We start from the raw sequence: 16635 nt of genomic DNA on the forward strand, positions 1-16635 counted from the left end.
ACCGTATCCGCACAGGCTGTTTCGCTCGTGACGGGACCCGACCTGGGCAGCGAGCCCGGCCTCGGGCCGCTCACGCTGCCCGGGTTCCTGCGCACGGTGACCCAGAAGTACGGCGATCGCGAGGCCGTGATCGCCGCGTCCGCACAGGGCGAGATCCGGTGGACCTACACCGATCTGTGGGAGCGCGCCGTCGAGGTCGCCACGGCGCTGCGCGCCACCGGCCTCGGCAAGGACGGCCGGGTCGGGGTGCTGATGACCAACCGGCCCGAATGGATCGCGGCGATGTTCGGCGCCGCGCTCGCGGGCGGGGTCGCCGTGGCCCTGAGCACCTTCTCCACCCGCGCCGAACTGGAATTCCTGCTGCGCGAGTCCAGCGTCTCGGTGCTGCTGTTCGAGCGGACCGTGGCGGGCAAGGACTTCGCGGCGATCCTGGCCGAGCTCGAACCCCGCATCGCCACAGCCGAGCCCGGCGCGCTGGATTCGACCGAATTCCCCTTCCTGCGCAGGCTCGCGATGATCGGCGAGCCGACACCGAGCACCGCGATCCAGATCTGGACCGACTTCCTCGCCGAAGGCCACGGCACCCCCCGCGCGCTGGTCGAGGCCACCGCCGCGGCGGTGCGGCCCAGCGACGCGGCGGTGCTGTTCTTCTCCTCCGGCTCGACCAGCACGCCCAAGGGCATCCTCAGCGCGCACGCCGGGGTGACCATCCAGATGTGGCGCTTCCAGCGCATGTTCGCCTTCACCCCCGCCGACAATGTGCGGTGCTGGGCGGCCAACGGCTTCTTCTGGTCCGGCAATTTCGGTCAGGCGCTGGGCTCGACGCTCGCGGCGGGCGGGGTCCTCGTGCTCCAGCCGACCTTCGACGCCGCCGAGGCACTGGATCTGATGGCGGCGCAGCGGGTGAACTTCCCGGTCGCCTGGCCGCACCAGTGGGCCCAGCTCGAAGCCGCCCCCAACTGGGCCACCGTCGATCTGAGCAGCATGCGGTTCGTGGACTACGACACCCCCATCGCCCACCATCCCACCGTCTCGACCAGATGGTACGAGCCCGGCCACGCCTACGGCTGCACCGAAACCTTCACGATCGCCACGTGTTTCCCCGCCGACACCCCGCCCGAGGTGCACGCGGGCAGTAGCGGCCTTGCCCTGCCCGGCATGACGATCAAGATCGCCGACGCGCTCACCGGCGAGATCGTCGCGCGGGGTGCGCGCGGGGAGATCTGTGTGAAGGGCCCCACCCTGATGCTCGGCTATCTCGGGGTCCGGCGCGAGGACACCTTCGACCCCGACGGGTACTTCCACACCGGCGACGGCGGCTACCTCGACGACACGGGCCGGCTCTACTGGGAGGGCAGGCTCACCGACATCATCAAGACCGGCGGGGCGAACGTCTCACCGCTCGAGGTCGACGCGGCCCTGAACAACCATCCCGGCGTGAAGGTCACCCGCACGGTCGGCGTCGCGCATCCGACCCTCGGCGAGGTGGTCGTCGCGTGCATCGTGCCGCACGCCGGGGCGGAGCCCGCGGCCGAGGAGATCCGCGCCTTCCTCAAGGCGCAGCTCGCCAGCTACAAGGTGCCGCGCCACGTGCTGTTCTTCGACGACGCCGATATCGCGCTCACCGGCAGCGCCAAGATCAAGTCCAGCGATCTGCGCGAACTGGCCGAAGCCCGGCTGCGGGGGTAGCCGGGCCGGTTCCGTTCAGGCGCCCGCCCGATGCGGCGCCTGAACGGAATACCGCCGGGCCAGCGCGGCGCGATGGCGCGCGGGCGAACCGAACAGCGAACGATTGAGCGCGGCCCGCTTGAGATAGACGTGGATGCCGCTCTCCCAGGTGTAGCCCATCCCCCCGTGCAACTGCATCGCCTTACCCGCGATGTCGACCGCCGCCGCGCACGCGTAGGACTTGGCCATCGACGCCGAGGTCGACGCGTCGGCGGCTTCACGCGCTTGGTCCCGGACCGCGGCCTCGACGAGTTTGCCCGCGACCCGCACCTGCACGAGCATGTCGGCGCATGCGTGTTTGACGGCCTGGAACGAGCCGATCGGTCGGCCGAACTGTTCGCGCGTACCGACATGGGCGACGGTGGCGTCGAGCATGGCCCGGCTCAGGCCGAGACTGTCACAGGCCACCGCGACGGCGGCCCGGTCGCGCAGCTGATCGAGCACCCGGACGGCATCGTCATCGGCGAAGGGCCACAACGACTCCGGGGCCACCGCCACCCCGTCGGCGACGACGCTGCCGAACCGGCGGGTGGCGTCGAGCACCGGCTGTTCGGCGATGAGCAGCCCCCGCGCGCGGGGATCGACCTCGACGAGCACCCCTCGGCCCGCCCGATCGAGTGCGGGGACGAGCAAATGTCCGGCGGCCGGTGCGTCGAGGACGAAATCGGCTGTGCCGTGCAGCAGCGGCCCCCGCGTCGACGGCTCGATCCGGAACCGCGTCGGTCCCGTCGCCTCACCCGCGAGCACGAGGATCGGGACGGCCGCGCCCACAGCGGTCTCGCGCAGGAGCTGGTCGCGCCGCGGCGTCGCGACGACGCGCGTGAGCGCGCCGACGCCGAGCGCCGCGACCGCCGGATACGCGCCGCTCGCGGCGGCCCGGCCGATCTCGGCGAGGACCACCGCGACCTCGGCGAAGGTGGCCTCGGCGCCGTCGAAGGCGGCGGGGATCTCGAGGCCGGGCCAGCCCGCGTCCGCGATCGCCGTCCAGTCGGGCGCGGCGGCGGATCGGCGCAGCAGCTCGCGCGCCACCTCGGCCACCTCGTGGTGTAGGTCGGCGAGGTCGTGCTCGTCGGAGGTCATCATTTTCCCCTGGGTTCTCGAGGCAGGCCGAGGCCGCGCTCACCGATGATGGTGCGCTGGATCTCGCTGGCGCCGCCCGGAATCGTCCATTCCCACGAGCCGAGGAAGTCCAGCATCCAGGCGCCGGACTCCCAGCCGCTCGACAGCGGTTTGCTCAGCTCGGTGTGGGTGGCCAGCCCGGCCATCTCGGTGCCGAAGTCGGTCATCCGTTGCAGCAGTTCGCTGTAGAACAGTTTCACGATCGAGGCGTCGGCCGGGCCGGGCTGATCGTCGGCAGCCGCGATATCGGCGCACAGCGCGCGCAGCCCGGTGAGTTCGATCTCCAGTTCGGCGAGGCGGTCGGCGACCAGCGGATCGTCGAGCGGACAGCTCTCGACCAGGCGGCGGAAACCGTTGTTGCCCAGCCGTTCGGCCAGTTCGAGCATGGTCATGCCGCGTTCGGCGCCGAGGGTGCGCTGGGCCACCTGCCAGCCTTCGTTCTCCGCGCCGACCAGCCGATCGGCGGGGATCACCACCTCGTCGAGGAAGATCTCACAGAAGTGCGACTCCCCTGTCGCCTGCCGGATGGGCCGCACCTCGACGCCGGGGGCGCGCATGTCCAGCAGGAAGTACGAGATGCCGTGGCGCGCGGGCGCGTCGGGGTCGGTGCGGGCGAGCAGCAGACACCAGTCCGCGTGCCGCGCGCCGCTGGCCCACAGCTTCTGTCCGGAGACGACGTAGCCGTCGCCGTCGCGGCGGGCGGTGGTCGCGAGTGCCGCGAGGTCCGAGCCGGCGCCCGGCTCGGAGAAGCCCTGGCACCAGATCTCGCCGTCGAGGATCGCCGGCAGGTGGCGACGGCGTTGCTCGTCGGTGCCCGCGGCGAGCAGGGTGGCGGCGGCGTGGTGGATCGAGACGAAGGCCAGGACCAGTCGGGGCGCGTCGTGGGCGGCGAGCTCCTGATAGAGCACCACCTGCTCGGCCGCCGACATGCCGCCGCCGTATTCCTCCGGCCAGTGCGGGACCGCGAAACCGGCCTCGCGCAACGTCTGGAACCAGGACTGCTGGAAATCGACGAACTCGCGCTCGGAGACTCCTGTCTGCGCCTGCCGCCAGTCGGCGGGAATCCGCGTGCGACACCACTGTCTGACCTCGGCGCGGAAGGCGTCGATGGTCCGCGCGGTCGAGGTCATCGGGGGCGCGCGTTCTCGTGCAGGGCCAGCAGCCGATCGCGGTGCGCGGCGGACTGCATGGTGGCGACCTCGGCCGCGAAACCGGCCTGCATCGGACCGCCGAGCGCCTGGGACAGATACATGTTCACGATCCGCTTGGTGCCGCGCACGGCCTCGGGCGGCAGCGCGGCCAGCCGGTGCGCCAACGTCCGTGCCTCGTCGAGCAGGGCGTCGGGGGCGACGCTGCGGGTGGCGAGCCCGAGTTCCACGGCGGTGGCCGCCGAGATGCGGTCACCGGTGAACAGGAATTCGCGCGAGCGCAGGATCGGGGTGAGCAGCGGCCAGAACGCCGCCCCGCCGTCCCCGGCGATCAGCCCGACCGCGACGTGCGGATCGGCCAGATGCGCCCGCTCGGAGATCAGCGCCACGTCGCAGAGCACCGCGAGGCTGGCCCCGAGCCCCACGGCGGGGCCGTTGACCGCCGCGATCACCGGCAGCGGGAAACGCAGCATCTCCTCGATGATCTGCGCGCCCTCCCGGATGCTCTCGTCGCGGCCGACGGGGTCGTCGAGGAAGGAGGTGATCCAGCCCAGATCGCCGCCCGCGCTGAACGCGCGACCCGCCCCGGTGAGGATCACCACCGAGGCTTCGCGGTCGGCGGCCAACTGCCGCCACACGTTCGCCAGCGCCCAGTGCAGCGCCTTGTTCACCGCGTTGAGCTCGTCGGGCCGGTTGATCACCACCGTGCGGATCGGGCCGTCGCATTCGACGATCAGTTCGTCGGGCAAGTCGTATTTCACCGCGCCACCTCCGGGTACTCGTCGGCATGGCCCACGCCGAACAGCCCGGTCAGCCCGGTGCGGCCGAGGCGGTCGGTGAGGACCTCGCTGGTCGCGGACAGGCCCAGCGGCAGCCGCCGCAGCGGCAGGCTGTAGCGCGAGAGCCACGACAGCGGCGACTCGTCGCAGAAGCCGATGGCGCCGTGCAACTGGTGCGCGACCCGGAAGACGATCTCGGCGGCCTCGATCGCGGCCGAGCGCAGCGCGAGCGCGTCGTCGAGCGCCTCGGGCCGCCCGGCCTGGATGCTCCACAGCGCGTACTTGGCCAGCATGTCAACGCCGCCGCGCTCCACCTCGGCGTCGGTGAACTGGAACTGCACGCCCTGCAACTGCGCCAGCGGCTTGCCGAACTGCTCGCGCAGCAGCACGTGGGCGCGAGTGAGATCCAGGGCGCGGTCCAGCATGCCGAGCAGCGTCCAGCACGGCAGCACCAGCCCCAGCGCCACATCGGCGGCGCCGTCGTCGTCGAGGTGGCGCAGCGCGAGCGAGGTGACGAACGCCGAGGTGCGGGGCGCGTGCGCGGGCCCGACCTCGACGGCGGCGCGTCGACCGGTGATCGTGACCGCCGCCCAGCGCAGCGCGAGGTCGGCGACGGGCGCCGCCGAATTGGTCTCGGCGACGACGAGCAGTCCGTCGACCGCGAGATCGGTGGGCCGGGCCAGCCGTTCGGCCAGCGGATAAGGCAGCGCCCAGTAGCCCGCGCTGCGGCACAGGGCCGCTGCCGCCTCCAGCTCGTCGGCGTCGCCGCGCGGATCCAGATCCCACGCACCCAACCGCGCGAGCACCGGCGCGAACACGCTCTCGCGCCGCGCAGGTTCGCGTTCACCGAGCTGGACCAGTTCGTCACCGCCCGCCGCTGCCAGCGCCAGCGATGCCTGTCGGCCGAATTCGAGCGCGTCCGCGCTCAGCTCGATGTTCACGACGCCGCCAGCAGCGCGCGGGCCAGCAGAATCCGCTGCATCTCGATACTGCCCGAGGCGACGGTGGCGGCCTGGGAGTAGCGCCAATGTTCCTCGGCCTCGCGCCGGAACCGATGTGGCCCGTCGGCGCAGGCCGGGTCGAGGTGGGCGGCCAGTTCCACGAGTACCTCCGCGCTGTCCTGGTCGAGGGTGGTGACCGCGATGCGGTAGGCGGCGGCGTCGCTGGGTCGTACCTGGCCCAGGCGTTGCAGCGACAGCACCCGGTAGGCCAGTAATCGCGCGCGGCGACAGTGGGTCAGCATGCGGGCCCATCGGCCACGCAGTTCGGCGGGCAGCGCGTCCCAGCGCTCGCCCAGCGCCGACGGCGCGGCGAGCAGCAGCCGTTCGCAGCGGGCGTAGCGGGCGATGCCGACCCGTTCGAAGGCCAACACCTCCTGCACCACCTTCCAGCCCTCGTCGACCGGGCCGAGTACATCGGCTTCGGTCACCCGCAGGTCGTCGAAGAAGACCTCGTTGAGGTGGTGCGGGCCGATCATGGAACGGATCGGGCGCACCTCGATAGCCGGGTTGGACATCGGGACGAGGAAGATCGTCAGGCCGGCCTGTTTGCGTTCGCCGGTCGAGGTGCGCGCGAGCAGGAAACACCACTGGGCCATCGCGGCGTAGGAGGTCCATACCTTCTGTCCGGTGATCCGCCAGCCGTCGCCGTCGCGGCGCGCCGCGGTGCGCAATGACGCCAAATCAGAGCCCGAGTCCGGTTCGCTGAAACCCTGGCACCAGATCACCTCCCCCCGCGCGATCGGCGGTAGATGGGTCCGCTGCTGGGCCTCGGTGCCGTGGCGCATGATGGTGGGCCCCACCCAGTTCACGCCCATGTATTGCGCACCGCGCGGTTCGTGGTGGGCCCACATCTCCTCGCGCACCACGGTCTGTTCCCAGATGGAGGCGTCGCGGCCGCCGAACTCGGCGGGCCAGGCCAGGCAGAGCAGGCCGCGTTCGGCCAGCAGGCGGGAGAACCGCTGGGCGGCCTCGAAATCGGCCGGGTCGTCGGTGAAGGCCCCCAGAAAATCAGCCGGGACGTGCTCGTCCACCAGACGACGCAGCTCCCCCCGCAGGTCCGCGGCGGCCGTTCCCATCGTGAAATCCATGATCGGACTGTAGTTAATCCTCATAAGGATAGCAATATTTGACATAATAAGGATAGCAATACTTGAATGGTTGACCCGCGATCAATTACACTCCCGCCATGGATGATCGGCGGGTTCGTTGACCACCCCGAGACGGGGCCGAGTTCCGCAGCGTCGCATCGCGGAGACCGTCGCGGCCGAACTGCGCGACCACATCCTCTCCGACGACAACTACCGCCTCCCCACCCAGGATCAGCTGGTCAAGGACTTCGGCGTCAGCTATCCCTCCATCCGGGAAGCGCTGCGCATCCTCGAGACCGAGGGCCTGGTCACGGTCCGGCGCGGCAACGTCGGCGGCGCCGAGGTACACCGGCCCGACGAGGTCTCCGCGGCCTATCACCTCGGGCTCGCCCTGCAGGGCGCCCGCGTGACGCTGGGCGATCTCGCGTCCGGACTCCAGGCGCTCGAGCCGATGTGCGCCGCCGCGTGCGCCCGGCGCGAAGACCGCGCCGAGGCGGTCGTCCCAGCCCTCGAGGCCGCCGTCGACGACTCGGCCACCAAGGTCGGCGACGGCGTGGCCTTCACTCAATCCGCCCGCGAGTTCCACGATCTCGTCGTCTCGTTCACCCCGAACGTGACCATTCGCTACGTCGTCAGCACGCTCGTGGCCCTGTGGTCGGCACAGGAGCAAGCCTGGGCGGAAGCGACGACCCGGCGGGGCGAGTACCCGTCCGAGGCCGACGCGCGCGACGCCGTGCGCTTCCATCGCCGACTCGTCGAGCAGATCGCCGCGGGTCAGGCCGAGGAGGCCGAGCGGTTGGCGCGCGCGCACCTGGCGGCGACCCAGTCCGTGGTGCTCGAGCGATTCGACGGCGGTGTCGTCAACGCGTCGTCGGCCATGTCGCGCCAGTCGATCCAGTCCGGCCACCGCGCACGCCTCTAGCCGAGTCCGGCCGAACCCCCGGACTTCGCGCGACTCTCCGCATCCTGACCGCACCACGCCGATAGTCGAATCACGGCAGGGCACAACAATATTCAGTCGCCGCGTGCCGTAGCCCCCCGCTATGCGCCGACCGGCAGTACGCCACCGCGTTCACCCCCGCTGACGGAGCCGAATCGCGCGACCCACCCCGTGCGACCCAGCGCGAGGCTTCTTCGTGCGCGGATCACCACGCGATTCCCCACAAAACCGCACGTCATCAGCGGTAGAGTTTGCCTTGCTTCAGAAGAGATTGCAATTCTCACTCTTCGCGCATGCTAGCTAATCCTTACAAGGATAACAATACTTGCAATGCTCACCGCTTGCTGGCAGGCTCCGAGCCACCGATGAAGTGGTCCGCATCACCCTCCGGCGATCCGCAGGACTGCGACGCCACCCCATCGCGGACCCCGACGCACTCACCCGGAGGAGGCCCCACCTTGATACAAGGGGCGCGCTACATCAGCACCACAGCAACGAGCCTCGCCGAAGGGTGGAGCCTGGAACGCCTCACGCCGCCGAGCCGGCTCTTCGGCGCCAACGGCCTGCGCACCGGCCCCGACGGCCGCATCTACGTCGCCCAGGTGACCGGCAGCCAGATCAGCGCCCTCGACGTCGCCACCGGCGGACTCGAGACGATCAGCGCCAAGGGCGGCGACATCATCGCCCCCGACGACCTGGCCTTCGACGACCACGGCAACCTGTTCGCCACCGAGGTGATGGACGGGCGGGTCAGCATGCGCGGCGCCGACGGCCAGACCAGGGTGTTGCGCGACGATCTGCCGAGCGCGAACGGCATCACCGTGCACCAGAACCGGTTGTTCGTCAACGAATGTCGCGTCGGCGGACGGCTCATGGAGCTGTTCACCGACGGCAGCGAGCCCCGGGTCCTGGCGGAGAACCTGGCCATGCCCAACGCCATGGAGGTCGGTCCCGACGGGCTCCTCTACTACCCGGTGATGGGCACCAACGACATCTGGCGGATCGACCCGCGCGGCGGCGAACCCGAACGCGTCGTCGGCGATCTCGGCGTGCCCGACTCGGTGAAGTTCGACGCGGCGGGCAACATCGTCTCCACCCAGGTGAGCACCGGCGAGGTCCTGCGCATCGATCCCCGAACCGGACAGCGCACCGTCCTGGCCACCCTGAACCCCGGCCTGGACAACTGCACGTTCGTCGACGGCCGGCTCTTCGTCTCCAACTTCACCGGCGAGATCACCGAGGTCCTCGACGGCGGCGAGACCAGAACCACCCTGCCCGGCGGCCTGAACTGGCCGCTGGACCTCACCGTCGGCAGCGACGGCGAACTCTACGTCGCCGACGGCACCTACTTCTACGTGCTGCGCCCGGGACAGGCCCCGGAAACGGTCGGCATGCTGTTCAGCCCCGGCTATCCCGGCTTCATCCGGGGCGTCACCGCCGTCGGCGCGGGGGAATTCGTGGTCACCACCTCGGGCGGACAGATCACGCGGTGGCGGCCGGCAAGTCAGGAGAGCGAGGTGCTGGCCGACGAACTCGACCAGCTCTACGGCGTGGCGCTCGGACCCAACGGCGACATCGTCGCCACGGAGTTCGGCCGTGGCCGGGTGCTGGCCGTGCGGTCCGGCGGCCGGGTCGAGGAGCTGGCCTCGGGCCTGAACCAGCCGATCGGCGTCGCGTTCACCACCGGCGGGACCTGCCTGGTCGCCGAAGCCGGCGCGGGCCGCATCGTCTCGGTGAGCAGCGCCGGGGTCGACACGGTGGTCGACGCGCTCGAGCAGCCCCAGGGCATCCTGGTGCGCGGCGACACGCTCTACGTCGTCGACGTGGGCAGCAAGTCGCTGATCAGCGTGGATCTGGCAACCAAGGTGCGGACCACCCTGGCCCGGAATCTGCCGGTCGGCGCGCCTCCCGGCGTCACGCCCAAGCCGCTGCGCGGGCTGCCGCCGTTCTCCGGTCCGCAGGGCCCCTTCGCGGGGATCACCGCCGGACCCGACGGGACCCTGTACCTGTCGGCCGACGCCGAGGGCAGCGTGCTCGCGCTGCGCGCCACGGCATGAACCCGGCGGTGGCGGCCGGGTCGATCGACCTGAGCGGACGCGTCGTCGTGGTGTCCGGGGCGGCGGGCGGCGGCATCGGCACCTCGGTGGTGGAGATGGTCGCGCGGGCCGGGGCCACCGTGATCGCGGTGAGCCGTTCGAAGGACAACCTCACGACCCACATCGACCCGCTGATCGAGCAGGGGCTCGCGGTGGTGCCGGTGGCGGCCGACGCCGCCACCGACGACGGCATCGCCACGGTGCTCGCGACGATCCGCGCCACCGAGGGCGACCTGCACGGTCTGGTCAACGTGGCGGGCGGCGCGGCCCCGGCGACCTGGATGCCCGCGCTGCGGGTGAGTCGCGCCGATTGGCGAGCGCTGTTCACCCAGAACCTCGAAACGATGTTCTTCATGAGTCAGGCCGTCGCCGCCGAATTGAAAACGCGGCGACGGCCCGGCTCGATCGTCTCGATCTCCTCGATCAGCGGCATGAACACCGCGCCGTTCCACATCGGCTACGGCACGGCCAAAGCCGCGTTGGTGGCCGCGACCCGGACCATGGCGGTCGAACTCGCCGCCGACGGCATCCGGGTCAACGCCATCGCGCCCGGGGTGACCAAGACCCCCGCTTCGGCGACCTATGTCGGCGAGGCCGCCGACCGGGACCGGCGCGCCATCGCCATGGGTCGGCGCGCGCGGCCCGAGGAGCAGGCGGGCGCGATCCTGTTCCTGCTCTCGGACCTGTCGACCTACATCACGGGTCAGACGCTGCTGGTCGACGGCGGACTCGACCTCAAGTGGACCCACCTCGACGCCGACCACACATCGCTGTTCCTCGAGGACGACGCGTTCCGCACCGCCATCACCCGCTAGGAGAGGTCATGACCGACACCACAGAGTCCGCGCTCACCACTACCGAGGAGGCGCTGTCGACCCCGCGCTCGATCGGCGTGGAGGCCTATCTGTCGCCGGACTACGCCCGCGCCGAACGCGACAAGCTGTGGACCAAGGTGTGGCAGCAGGTCGGTCGGGTCGAGGAACTGGCCCAGGTCGGCGACTTCCTCACCTACGACATCCTCGACGACTCGATCATCGTGGTGCGCTCGGCGCCCGACACGCTGCGCGCCTACTACAACGTCTGCTCGCATCGGGGCCGCCGGCTGATCGACACTCCCCCGGGCGCGCGGGAGGCGCACGGCCGCCGCAAGCAGTTCGTCTGCGGGTTCCACGGCTGGCGCTACGACCTCGAGGGCCGCAATACCTTCGCGGCCGAGCAGCAGGACTGGCCGTGCGGGCTGACCCCGGACCGCACCCGGCTCGGCGAGGTGCGGGTCGACACCTGGGGCGGCTGGATCTGGATCACCATGGACCCCGAGGCCGAGCCGCTGCGGGAGTACCTGGAGCCCGCGGCCGGGCTGCTCGATCCGTTCCAGCTGGAGAACATGCGCTATCGGTGGCGGCGCTGGCTGGTCTTCGACTGCAACTGGAAGGTCGCGTTGGAGGCGTTCATGGAGACCTACCACGTGCCCTACACCCACCCCGAGTTCATGAACTTCGGCAACTTCCTCGGGTGGTCGCGCGCGCAGGGCAAGCACAGCAACATCGGCTACGACGCGCCAAAGGGCATGGAGGAGAACCAGGCCAAGCTGCGGCTCGGCGCCGGACCCGACGCCCGCATGTCCACGGCCGAACTCCAGAACTTCACCTGGGAGAACGCCAACACCAACACCACCCGAACCCTGGTCGACGCCGCGAATCGGCTGGTCGCGGAGCTGCCCGAGGGCACCCCGGCCGATCAGGTGCTCAAACACTGGCTGCAATCGGCCCGCGAGTACGACGCCGATCGCGGGGTGGTGTGGCCGACGGTGGACCCGCAGGTCGTCGCGGCGGCGGGGACCGCGTGGCAGATCTTCCCCAACTTCCAGATCGGGCACGCGCTCAACAACATGCTCTGCTACAGCGCCCGGCCCTACGGCTACGACCCCGACAAGTGCATCTTCGAGGCGGCCGTCTACGAACTGTTCCCGGCCGGCCAGGAACCGAAGACCGAGTGGGAGTACACCGCGGCCGACGATCCGGCCTGGCGCACCGTCCTGCCCCAGGACTTCTCGAACATGGCCGCTGTGCAGCAGGGCATGAAGACGCGTGGCTTCGCCGGGCCGATGCCCAATCCCTACCGCGAACGCAGCGTCGTGAACCTGCACCACAACCTGGCCACCTACATGGGCACCGGCGCACCGCGCGACCTCGCCTGAGTCCCGTGCCCTGATCACCCGAAACACCGCACCACACCGAGGAATTCGCATGCAGAACTGCGCACCAACGCAGACACCCGAGGTCGATCACGAAGCGCTCCGGGCGAAGTATCTCGCCGAACGCGACAAGCGCATCCGCCCCGAGGGCCAGCAGCAGTACGTGACGGCCGAGGCGGACTTCGCCGAGTATCACGAAGCCGACCCGTACACCCCGGTCCAGCCGCGACCGCCGATCTCCCAGGACATCGACGTGGCGATCCTCGGCGGCGGGCTGGCCGGACTCGTCACCGCAGCCCGGATCAGCGAGGCCGGGGTGGCGGACTTCCGGATCATCGAGCACGCCGGCGATTTCGGCGGCGCGTGGTACTGGAATCGCTACCCCGGCATCCAGTGCGACACCGACTGCTACTGCTATCTGCCGTTGCTCGAGGAGGTCGGCTACGTCCCGAAGCAGAAGTACTCCTACGGCGACGAGGTCTTCGAGCACTGCCAGCGCATCGGCAGGCACTTCGGTCTCTACGACAAGGCGATCTTCGGCACGCTCACCCGCTCGATGGCGTGGGACGAGTCGATCCAGCGCTGGCGGATCGGCACCGATCGGGGCGACGAGATCCGCGCCCGCTTCGTCGTCATGTGTCAGGGCCCGTTCAACCGGCCCAAACTGCCCGGCATCCCCGGTCTGGGCGATTTCGCGGGACACACCTTCCACACCGCGCGCTGGGACTACGAGTACACCGGCGGCGACATGCGCGGGGGCCTGGACAAGCTCGCCGACAAGCGGGTGGCGATCATCGGGACCGGCGCCAGCGGCGTGCAGTCCATCCCCCACCTGGCCCGCTCGGCGCGCCATCTCACCGTCTTCCAGCGCACCCCGTCCTACATCTACGAGCGCGGCAACGTGCCCACCGACCCCGCGTGGGCCGAGAGCTTGCAGCCCGGCTGGCAGGAGGAGATCCGCCGCAACTTCCACACCGGCGCGTTCGAAGCCTACGGTCCCGGTCAGGACGATCTGGTCTGCGACGGCTGGACCGAGGTCAGCCGCAACGTGCGCGACCACCTCGACAGCACCGGCGGCTGGGCGGAGCTGACGCCGGAGAAGTTCATGGAGCTGCGCGAGCTGGCGGACTATCGGGCGATGCAGCGGGTGCGTGACCGGGTCGACGAGATCGTCACCGACCCGGCGACCGCCGAGGCGCTCAAGCCCTACTACCGGTTCCTGTGCAAGCGGCCGTGTTTCAACGACGAGTACCTGCCGACCTTCAACCGCGACAACGTCACGCTCGTCGATGTTTCCGGCACCAAGGGCGTCGAGCGGATCACCGCCACAGGCATCGTCGCCGACGGCGTCGAACACGAAGTGGACTGCATCATCTTCGCCAGCGGTTTCGAGATCACCACCGACCTCGACCGACGCTTCGGCATCGCCCCCTACGTGGGCCGCGACGAGCTCTCGCTCTACGACCACTGGGCCAAGGGCTACCGCACCCTGCACGGCACGATGACCACCGGTTTCCCGAACCAGTTCTTCACCGGGTTCGTCCAGGGCGGGGTGACCGCGAGCACGACGGCCATGTTCGAACAGCAGGCCCGCCACATCGCCTTCATCATCGAGCAGACGATGAGCCGGGGCGCGACCACGGTGGAACCCACCGCCGACGCGCAGGAACAGTGGTGCGCGACCGTGCGCGAGAGCGCGATCGACAACAGCAACTTCCAGCGCGAGTGCACCCCCGGCTACTACAACAACGAGGGCGAACAGCAGATCCGCTCCCATCTCGGCGACCCGTACTGGCCCGGCTTCTACGCCTTCGAGGATCTGCTCCAGGCGTGGCGCCACACCGGCGAGCTGCCCGGCCTGGCGCTGGGCACCCCGACCGAACCGGCCCGATGAGGCGCGCGGCGAGCGGAGCCCACCATGTCTGAACTCGGGTTCGAGGGCAGAGTCGCCGTGATCACCGGCGCCGGACGCGGATTGGGCCGCGCCTACGCGCTGCTGCTCGCCGCGAAGGGGGCCAGGGTGGTCGTCAACGATCCCGGCGCCACCATCAGCGGGGACAGCGGCGACGCCGGGGTCGCCGCGGCGGTGGTCGAGGAGATCACCGCCGCCGGCGGCATCGCGGTGGCCAGCACCGCTTCGGTGGCGACGGCGCAGGGCGGGCGCGCGATCGTGGCGACCGCGATCGAGGCCTTCGGCCGGATCGACATCATCGTGCACAACGCGGGCAACAACCGGTACGCACCGCTGGCGCAGATGTCCTACGAGGATTTCGACGCCGTCCTCGACGTCCACCTGCGCGGCGCGTTCCACGTGGTGCGCCCGGCGTTTGCGCTGATGTGCGAGGCCGGATACGGCCGGGTGGTCCTCACCTCCTCGATCGGCGGGCTCTACGGCAACCACCGCGTCGCCAACTACGGCGCCGCCAAGGCGGGGCTGATCGGACTGTCCAACGTGATCGCGCTCGAGGGCGCCGAACACGGCGTGCGCTGCAACGTGATCGTGCCCGCCGCGCTCACCCGCCTCGCCGAGGGCATCGACACCTCGGCCTATCCGCCCATGGACCCGGAATTGGCGGCGCCGGTGGTGGGGTGGCTCGCGCACGAATCCTGCTCGATCACCGGGGAGATGCTGGTGTCGATCGCCGGACGCGTGGCGCGGGCGTTCATCGCCGAGACCCCCGGGGTTTACCAGCCGAGCTGGTCGATCGAGGAGGTCGGCGCGCGGATCGACGACATCCGGGCGACCGAGGATCCCTGGATCCTGCCGGTCGTCCCCTCCGGACACATCGACCACATCACCAAGAGCTTCGCGACAGCTATGAAGGGCAGCACGCATGTCGGTTAAAGTCTACGAACGCATTCTGCAACTCTTCGAAGCCGAGGGCATCAACACCCTGTTCGGCATTCCCGACCCCAACTTCGTGCACATGTTCCATCTCGCCGAAGAACGCGGTTGGACGGTGGTGGCCCCGCACCACGAGGAGTCGGCCGGTTTCATGGCCGAGGCGGTGTCCCGGATGACCGGCAAGGCCGCGGTGTGCATCGGCACCCTCGGCCCCGGCGTCGCCAACCTGGCCGGGGCCATGATGTGCGCCAAGGTCGAGAACTCGCCGGTGATCTTCCTGGGCGGGCAGCGCGCGCGGATCACCGAACAGCGGGTGCGGCGCGGTCGCATCCAGTTCGTGAAGCAGGCGGAACTGTTCGAGCCGTCGGTGAAGTACTGCGCCAGTATCGAATACGCCGACCAGACCGACGAGGTCATCCGGCAGGGTCTGCGCAAGGCGCTTTCGGGCACCCCCGGCCCGGTGTACATCGAGTACCCCTCGCACGTGATCCAGGAGGAACTCGAGGTCGGGCCCGCGCTGGCGCCGTCGGCGTATCGCCTGGTGGGACAGACCGCCGGTGCGGACCGGATCGCCGAGGCGGTCGACTACATCCGCGCGGCGAGCCAGCCCGTGCTGCTCGTGGGACACGGCGTGCACACCACACGCGCCGGCAAGTCGGTCCGCGCGCTGGCCGAGGCCATGGCCTGCCCGGTCATCCAGACCTCGGGCGGCACCTCCTTCATCCCCGGGCTCGAGGACCGCACTTTCCCGTACGGGTTCTCGGCGGCGGCGATCGACGCGGTCGTGAAATCCGATCTGTGCCTGGCCATCGGCACCGAACTGGGCGAACCGGTGCACTACGGGCGCGGACGGCACTGGGTCGCCAACGAGGCCAACCGCAAGTGGATCCTCGTCGAGCAGGACCCCGAGGCCATCGGGGTGAACCGATCGGTGGACGTGCCGCTGGTCGGTGACCTGCGCGCGATCGTCCCGCAGCTGGTCGAGGCGCTGCGCGAGACCCCGCGCACCGCCACCCCCGAGCTCGCGGGCTGGATCGAACAGGACGCGGCCCAGCTCGCGGAACTGGCCGAGACCGCGCCGTCGGGGATGTCGCCGGTGCACCCGGCGCGGCTGATCGTGGAGGCGACGCAGGCGTTTCCGGCCGACGGCATCATGGTGCGCGACGGCGGCGCCACGACGATCTTCGGCTGGACCTACTCGCAGGCCAAACCCCATGACGTCATGTGGAATCAGAACTTCGGGCACCTGGGCACCGGCCTGCCCTACGCGGTAGGCGCGGGCGTGGCCGACGGCGGCAAACGACCGATGATGCTGATCACCGGCGACTCCTCGTTCCAGTTCCACATCGCCGAACTCGAAACCGCGGCGCGCCTGAATCTGCCCCTGGTCTGCGTGGTCGCGGTCGACTACGCCTGGGGGCTCGAGGTCGGCGTCTACAAGCGCACCTACGGGCAGGGCTCGCTCGAGACCGGCGTGCACTGGAGCAAGAACACCCGGCTGGACAAGGTCGCCGAGGGCTTCGGCTGCTACGGCGAATACGTCGAGCGCGACGAGGACATCGCCCCCGCCATCAAACGCGCCTACGCCAGCGGGCGACCGGGCGTCATCCACGTCGCGGTCGACCCGAAGGCGAATTCGGAAGAAATGCCGAGCTACGACGAATTCCGCACCTGGTACGCGGAAGGCACTCAGTGAG

Annotated in this window: 13 protein-coding genes; 8 read left to right on the forward strand and 5 right to left on the reverse strand. The window is 70.1% G+C overall.

Annotated elements, in window-relative coordinates:
* Nucleotides 1-27 precede the first annotated feature (27 nt).
* Nucleotides 28-1689, forward strand: coding sequence for a class I adenylate-forming enzyme family protein (locus ACFQ9R_RS10810; protein ID WP_378990225.1), 1662 nt, complete (start codon nt 28-30; stop codon nt 1687-1689).
* A gap of 15 nt (nt 1690-1704) precedes the next feature.
* Here the strand turns inward: ACFQ9R_RS10810 and ACFQ9R_RS10815 are convergent, their stop codons facing one another.
* The 5 genes from ACFQ9R_RS10815 to ACFQ9R_RS10835 are packed head-to-tail and all read right to left on the reverse strand — an operon-like array spanning nt 1705 to nt 6863.
* Nucleotides 1705-2808, reverse strand: a complete 1104-nt coding sequence (locus ACFQ9R_RS10815) for an acyl-CoA dehydrogenase family protein (RefSeq protein ID WP_378990226.1) — start codon at nt 2806-2808, stop codon at nt 1705-1707.
* Nucleotides 2808-3977 carry an acyl-CoA dehydrogenase family protein gene (locus tag ACFQ9R_RS10820; protein WP_378990227.1) on the reverse strand — a complete coding sequence of 390 codons (1170 nt, stop codon included), beginning with the start codon at nt 3975-3977 and terminating at the stop codon, nt 2808-2810. The genes ACFQ9R_RS10815 and ACFQ9R_RS10820 overlap by 1 nt, the downstream gene beginning before the upstream one ends.
* Nucleotides 3974-4756, reverse strand: coding sequence for an enoyl-CoA hydratase/isomerase family protein (locus tag ACFQ9R_RS10825; protein WP_067444867.1), 783 nt, complete (start codon nt 4754-4756; stop codon nt 3974-3976). The genes ACFQ9R_RS10820 and ACFQ9R_RS10825 overlap by 4 nt, the downstream gene beginning before the upstream one ends.
* Nucleotides 4753-5715 carry an acyl-CoA dehydrogenase family protein gene (locus ACFQ9R_RS10830; RefSeq protein ID WP_378990229.1) on the reverse strand — a complete coding sequence of 321 codons (963 nt, stop codon included), beginning with the start codon at nt 5713-5715 and terminating at the stop codon, nt 4753-4755. Before ACFQ9R_RS10830 ends, ACFQ9R_RS10825 begins: the two co-directional genes overlap by 4 nt.
* Nucleotides 5712-6863: an acyl-CoA dehydrogenase family protein gene (locus ACFQ9R_RS10835; RefSeq protein ID WP_378990230.1), complete on the reverse strand. Its 1152-nt coding sequence runs from the start codon at nt 6861-6863 to the stop codon at nt 5712-5714. Before ACFQ9R_RS10835 ends, ACFQ9R_RS10830 begins: the two co-directional genes overlap by 4 nt.
* Before the next feature lie 118 nt (nt 6864-6981).
* On the opposite strand from ACFQ9R_RS10835, the gene ACFQ9R_RS10840 reads away from it, so the two are divergent.
* The 7 genes from ACFQ9R_RS10840 to ACFQ9R_RS10870 all read left to right on the forward strand — a co-directional run bounded on the left by ACFQ9R_RS10840 (nt 6982) and on the right by ACFQ9R_RS10870 (nt 16634).
* The gene (locus ACFQ9R_RS10840; protein WP_378990231.1) at nt 6982-7785 is read left to right on the forward strand and encodes a FadR/GntR family transcriptional regulator; all 804 of its coding nucleotides are present in this window, start codon (nt 6982-6984) and stop codon (nt 7783-7785) included.
* Between the two features lie 476 nt (nt 7786-8261).
* Nucleotides 8262-9860, forward strand: a complete 1599-nt coding sequence (locus ACFQ9R_RS10845; RefSeq protein WP_378990232.1) for an SMP-30/gluconolactonase/LRE family protein — start codon at nt 8262-8264, stop codon at nt 9858-9860.
* Nucleotides 9857-10714, forward strand: coding sequence for an SDR family NAD(P)-dependent oxidoreductase (locus tag ACFQ9R_RS10850; protein ID WP_378990233.1), 858 nt, complete (start codon nt 9857-9859; stop codon nt 10712-10714). The genes ACFQ9R_RS10845 and ACFQ9R_RS10850 overlap by 4 nt, the downstream gene beginning before the upstream one ends.
* Nucleotides 10715-10722: 8 nt before the next feature.
* On the forward strand, nt 10723-12096 hold the full coding sequence (locus ACFQ9R_RS10855) for an SRPBCC family protein (RefSeq protein ID WP_378990234.1): 1374 nt from the start codon (nt 10723-10725) through the stop codon (nt 12094-12096).
* A gap of 49 nt (nt 12097-12145) precedes the next feature.
* Complete coding sequence (locus ACFQ9R_RS10860; RefSeq protein ID WP_378990235.1) at nt 12146-13987, forward strand: flavin-containing monooxygenase; 1842 nt, start codon at nt 12146-12148, stop codon at nt 13985-13987.
* A gap of 24 nt (nt 13988-14011) precedes the next feature.
* A complete protein-coding gene (locus tag ACFQ9R_RS10865; RefSeq protein ID WP_378990236.1) occupies nt 14012-14938 on the forward strand; it encodes an SDR family NAD(P)-dependent oxidoreductase in 927 nt (308 codons plus the stop codon).
* The gene (locus ACFQ9R_RS10870) at nt 14928-16634 is read left to right on the forward strand and encodes a thiamine pyrophosphate-binding protein (RefSeq protein ID WP_378990237.1); all 1707 of its coding nucleotides are present in this window, start codon (nt 14928-14930) and stop codon (nt 16632-16634) included. Before ACFQ9R_RS10865 ends, ACFQ9R_RS10870 begins: the two co-directional genes overlap by 11 nt.
* Nucleotide 16635: the final 1 nt, after the last annotated feature.

The organism is Nocardia sp. NPDC056541 (genome assembly GCF_042794235.1).
Taxonomy (GTDB): domain Bacteria; phylum Actinomycetota; class Actinomycetes; order Mycobacteriales; family Mycobacteriaceae; genus Nocardia.

Bases quoted from the DNA above. Each gene is read 5' to 3' on its own strand.
- ACFQ9R_RS10815 (WP_378990226.1), bottom strand. From the start codon at position 2,808: ATGACCTCCGACGAGCACGACCTCGCCGACCTACACCACGAGGTGGCC.
- ACFQ9R_RS10820 (WP_378990227.1), bottom strand. From the start codon at position 3,977: ATGACCTCGACCGCGCGGACCATCGACGCCTTCCGCGCCGAGGTCAGA.
- ACFQ9R_RS10835 (WP_378990230.1), bottom strand. From the start codon at position 6,863: ATGGATTTCACGATGGGAACGGCCGCCGCGGACCTGCGGGGGGAGCTG.
- ACFQ9R_RS10850 (WP_378990233.1), top strand. From the start codon at position 9,857: ATGAACCCGGCGGTGGCGGCCGGGTCGATCGACCTGAGCGGACGCGTC.
- ACFQ9R_RS10855 (WP_378990234.1), top strand. From the start codon at position 10,723: ATGACCGACACCACAGAGTCCGCGCTCACCACTACCGAGGAGGCGCTG.
- ACFQ9R_RS10860 (WP_378990235.1), top strand. From the start codon at position 12,146: ATGCAGAACTGCGCACCAACGCAGACACCCGAGGTCGATCACGAAGCG.
- ACFQ9R_RS10865 (WP_378990236.1), top strand. From the start codon at position 14,012: ATGTCTGAACTCGGGTTCGAGGGCAGAGTCGCCGTGATCACCGGCGCC.
- ACFQ9R_RS10870 (WP_378990237.1), top strand. From the start codon at position 14,928: ATGTCGGTTAAAGTCTACGAACGCATTCTGCAACTCTTCGAAGCCGAG.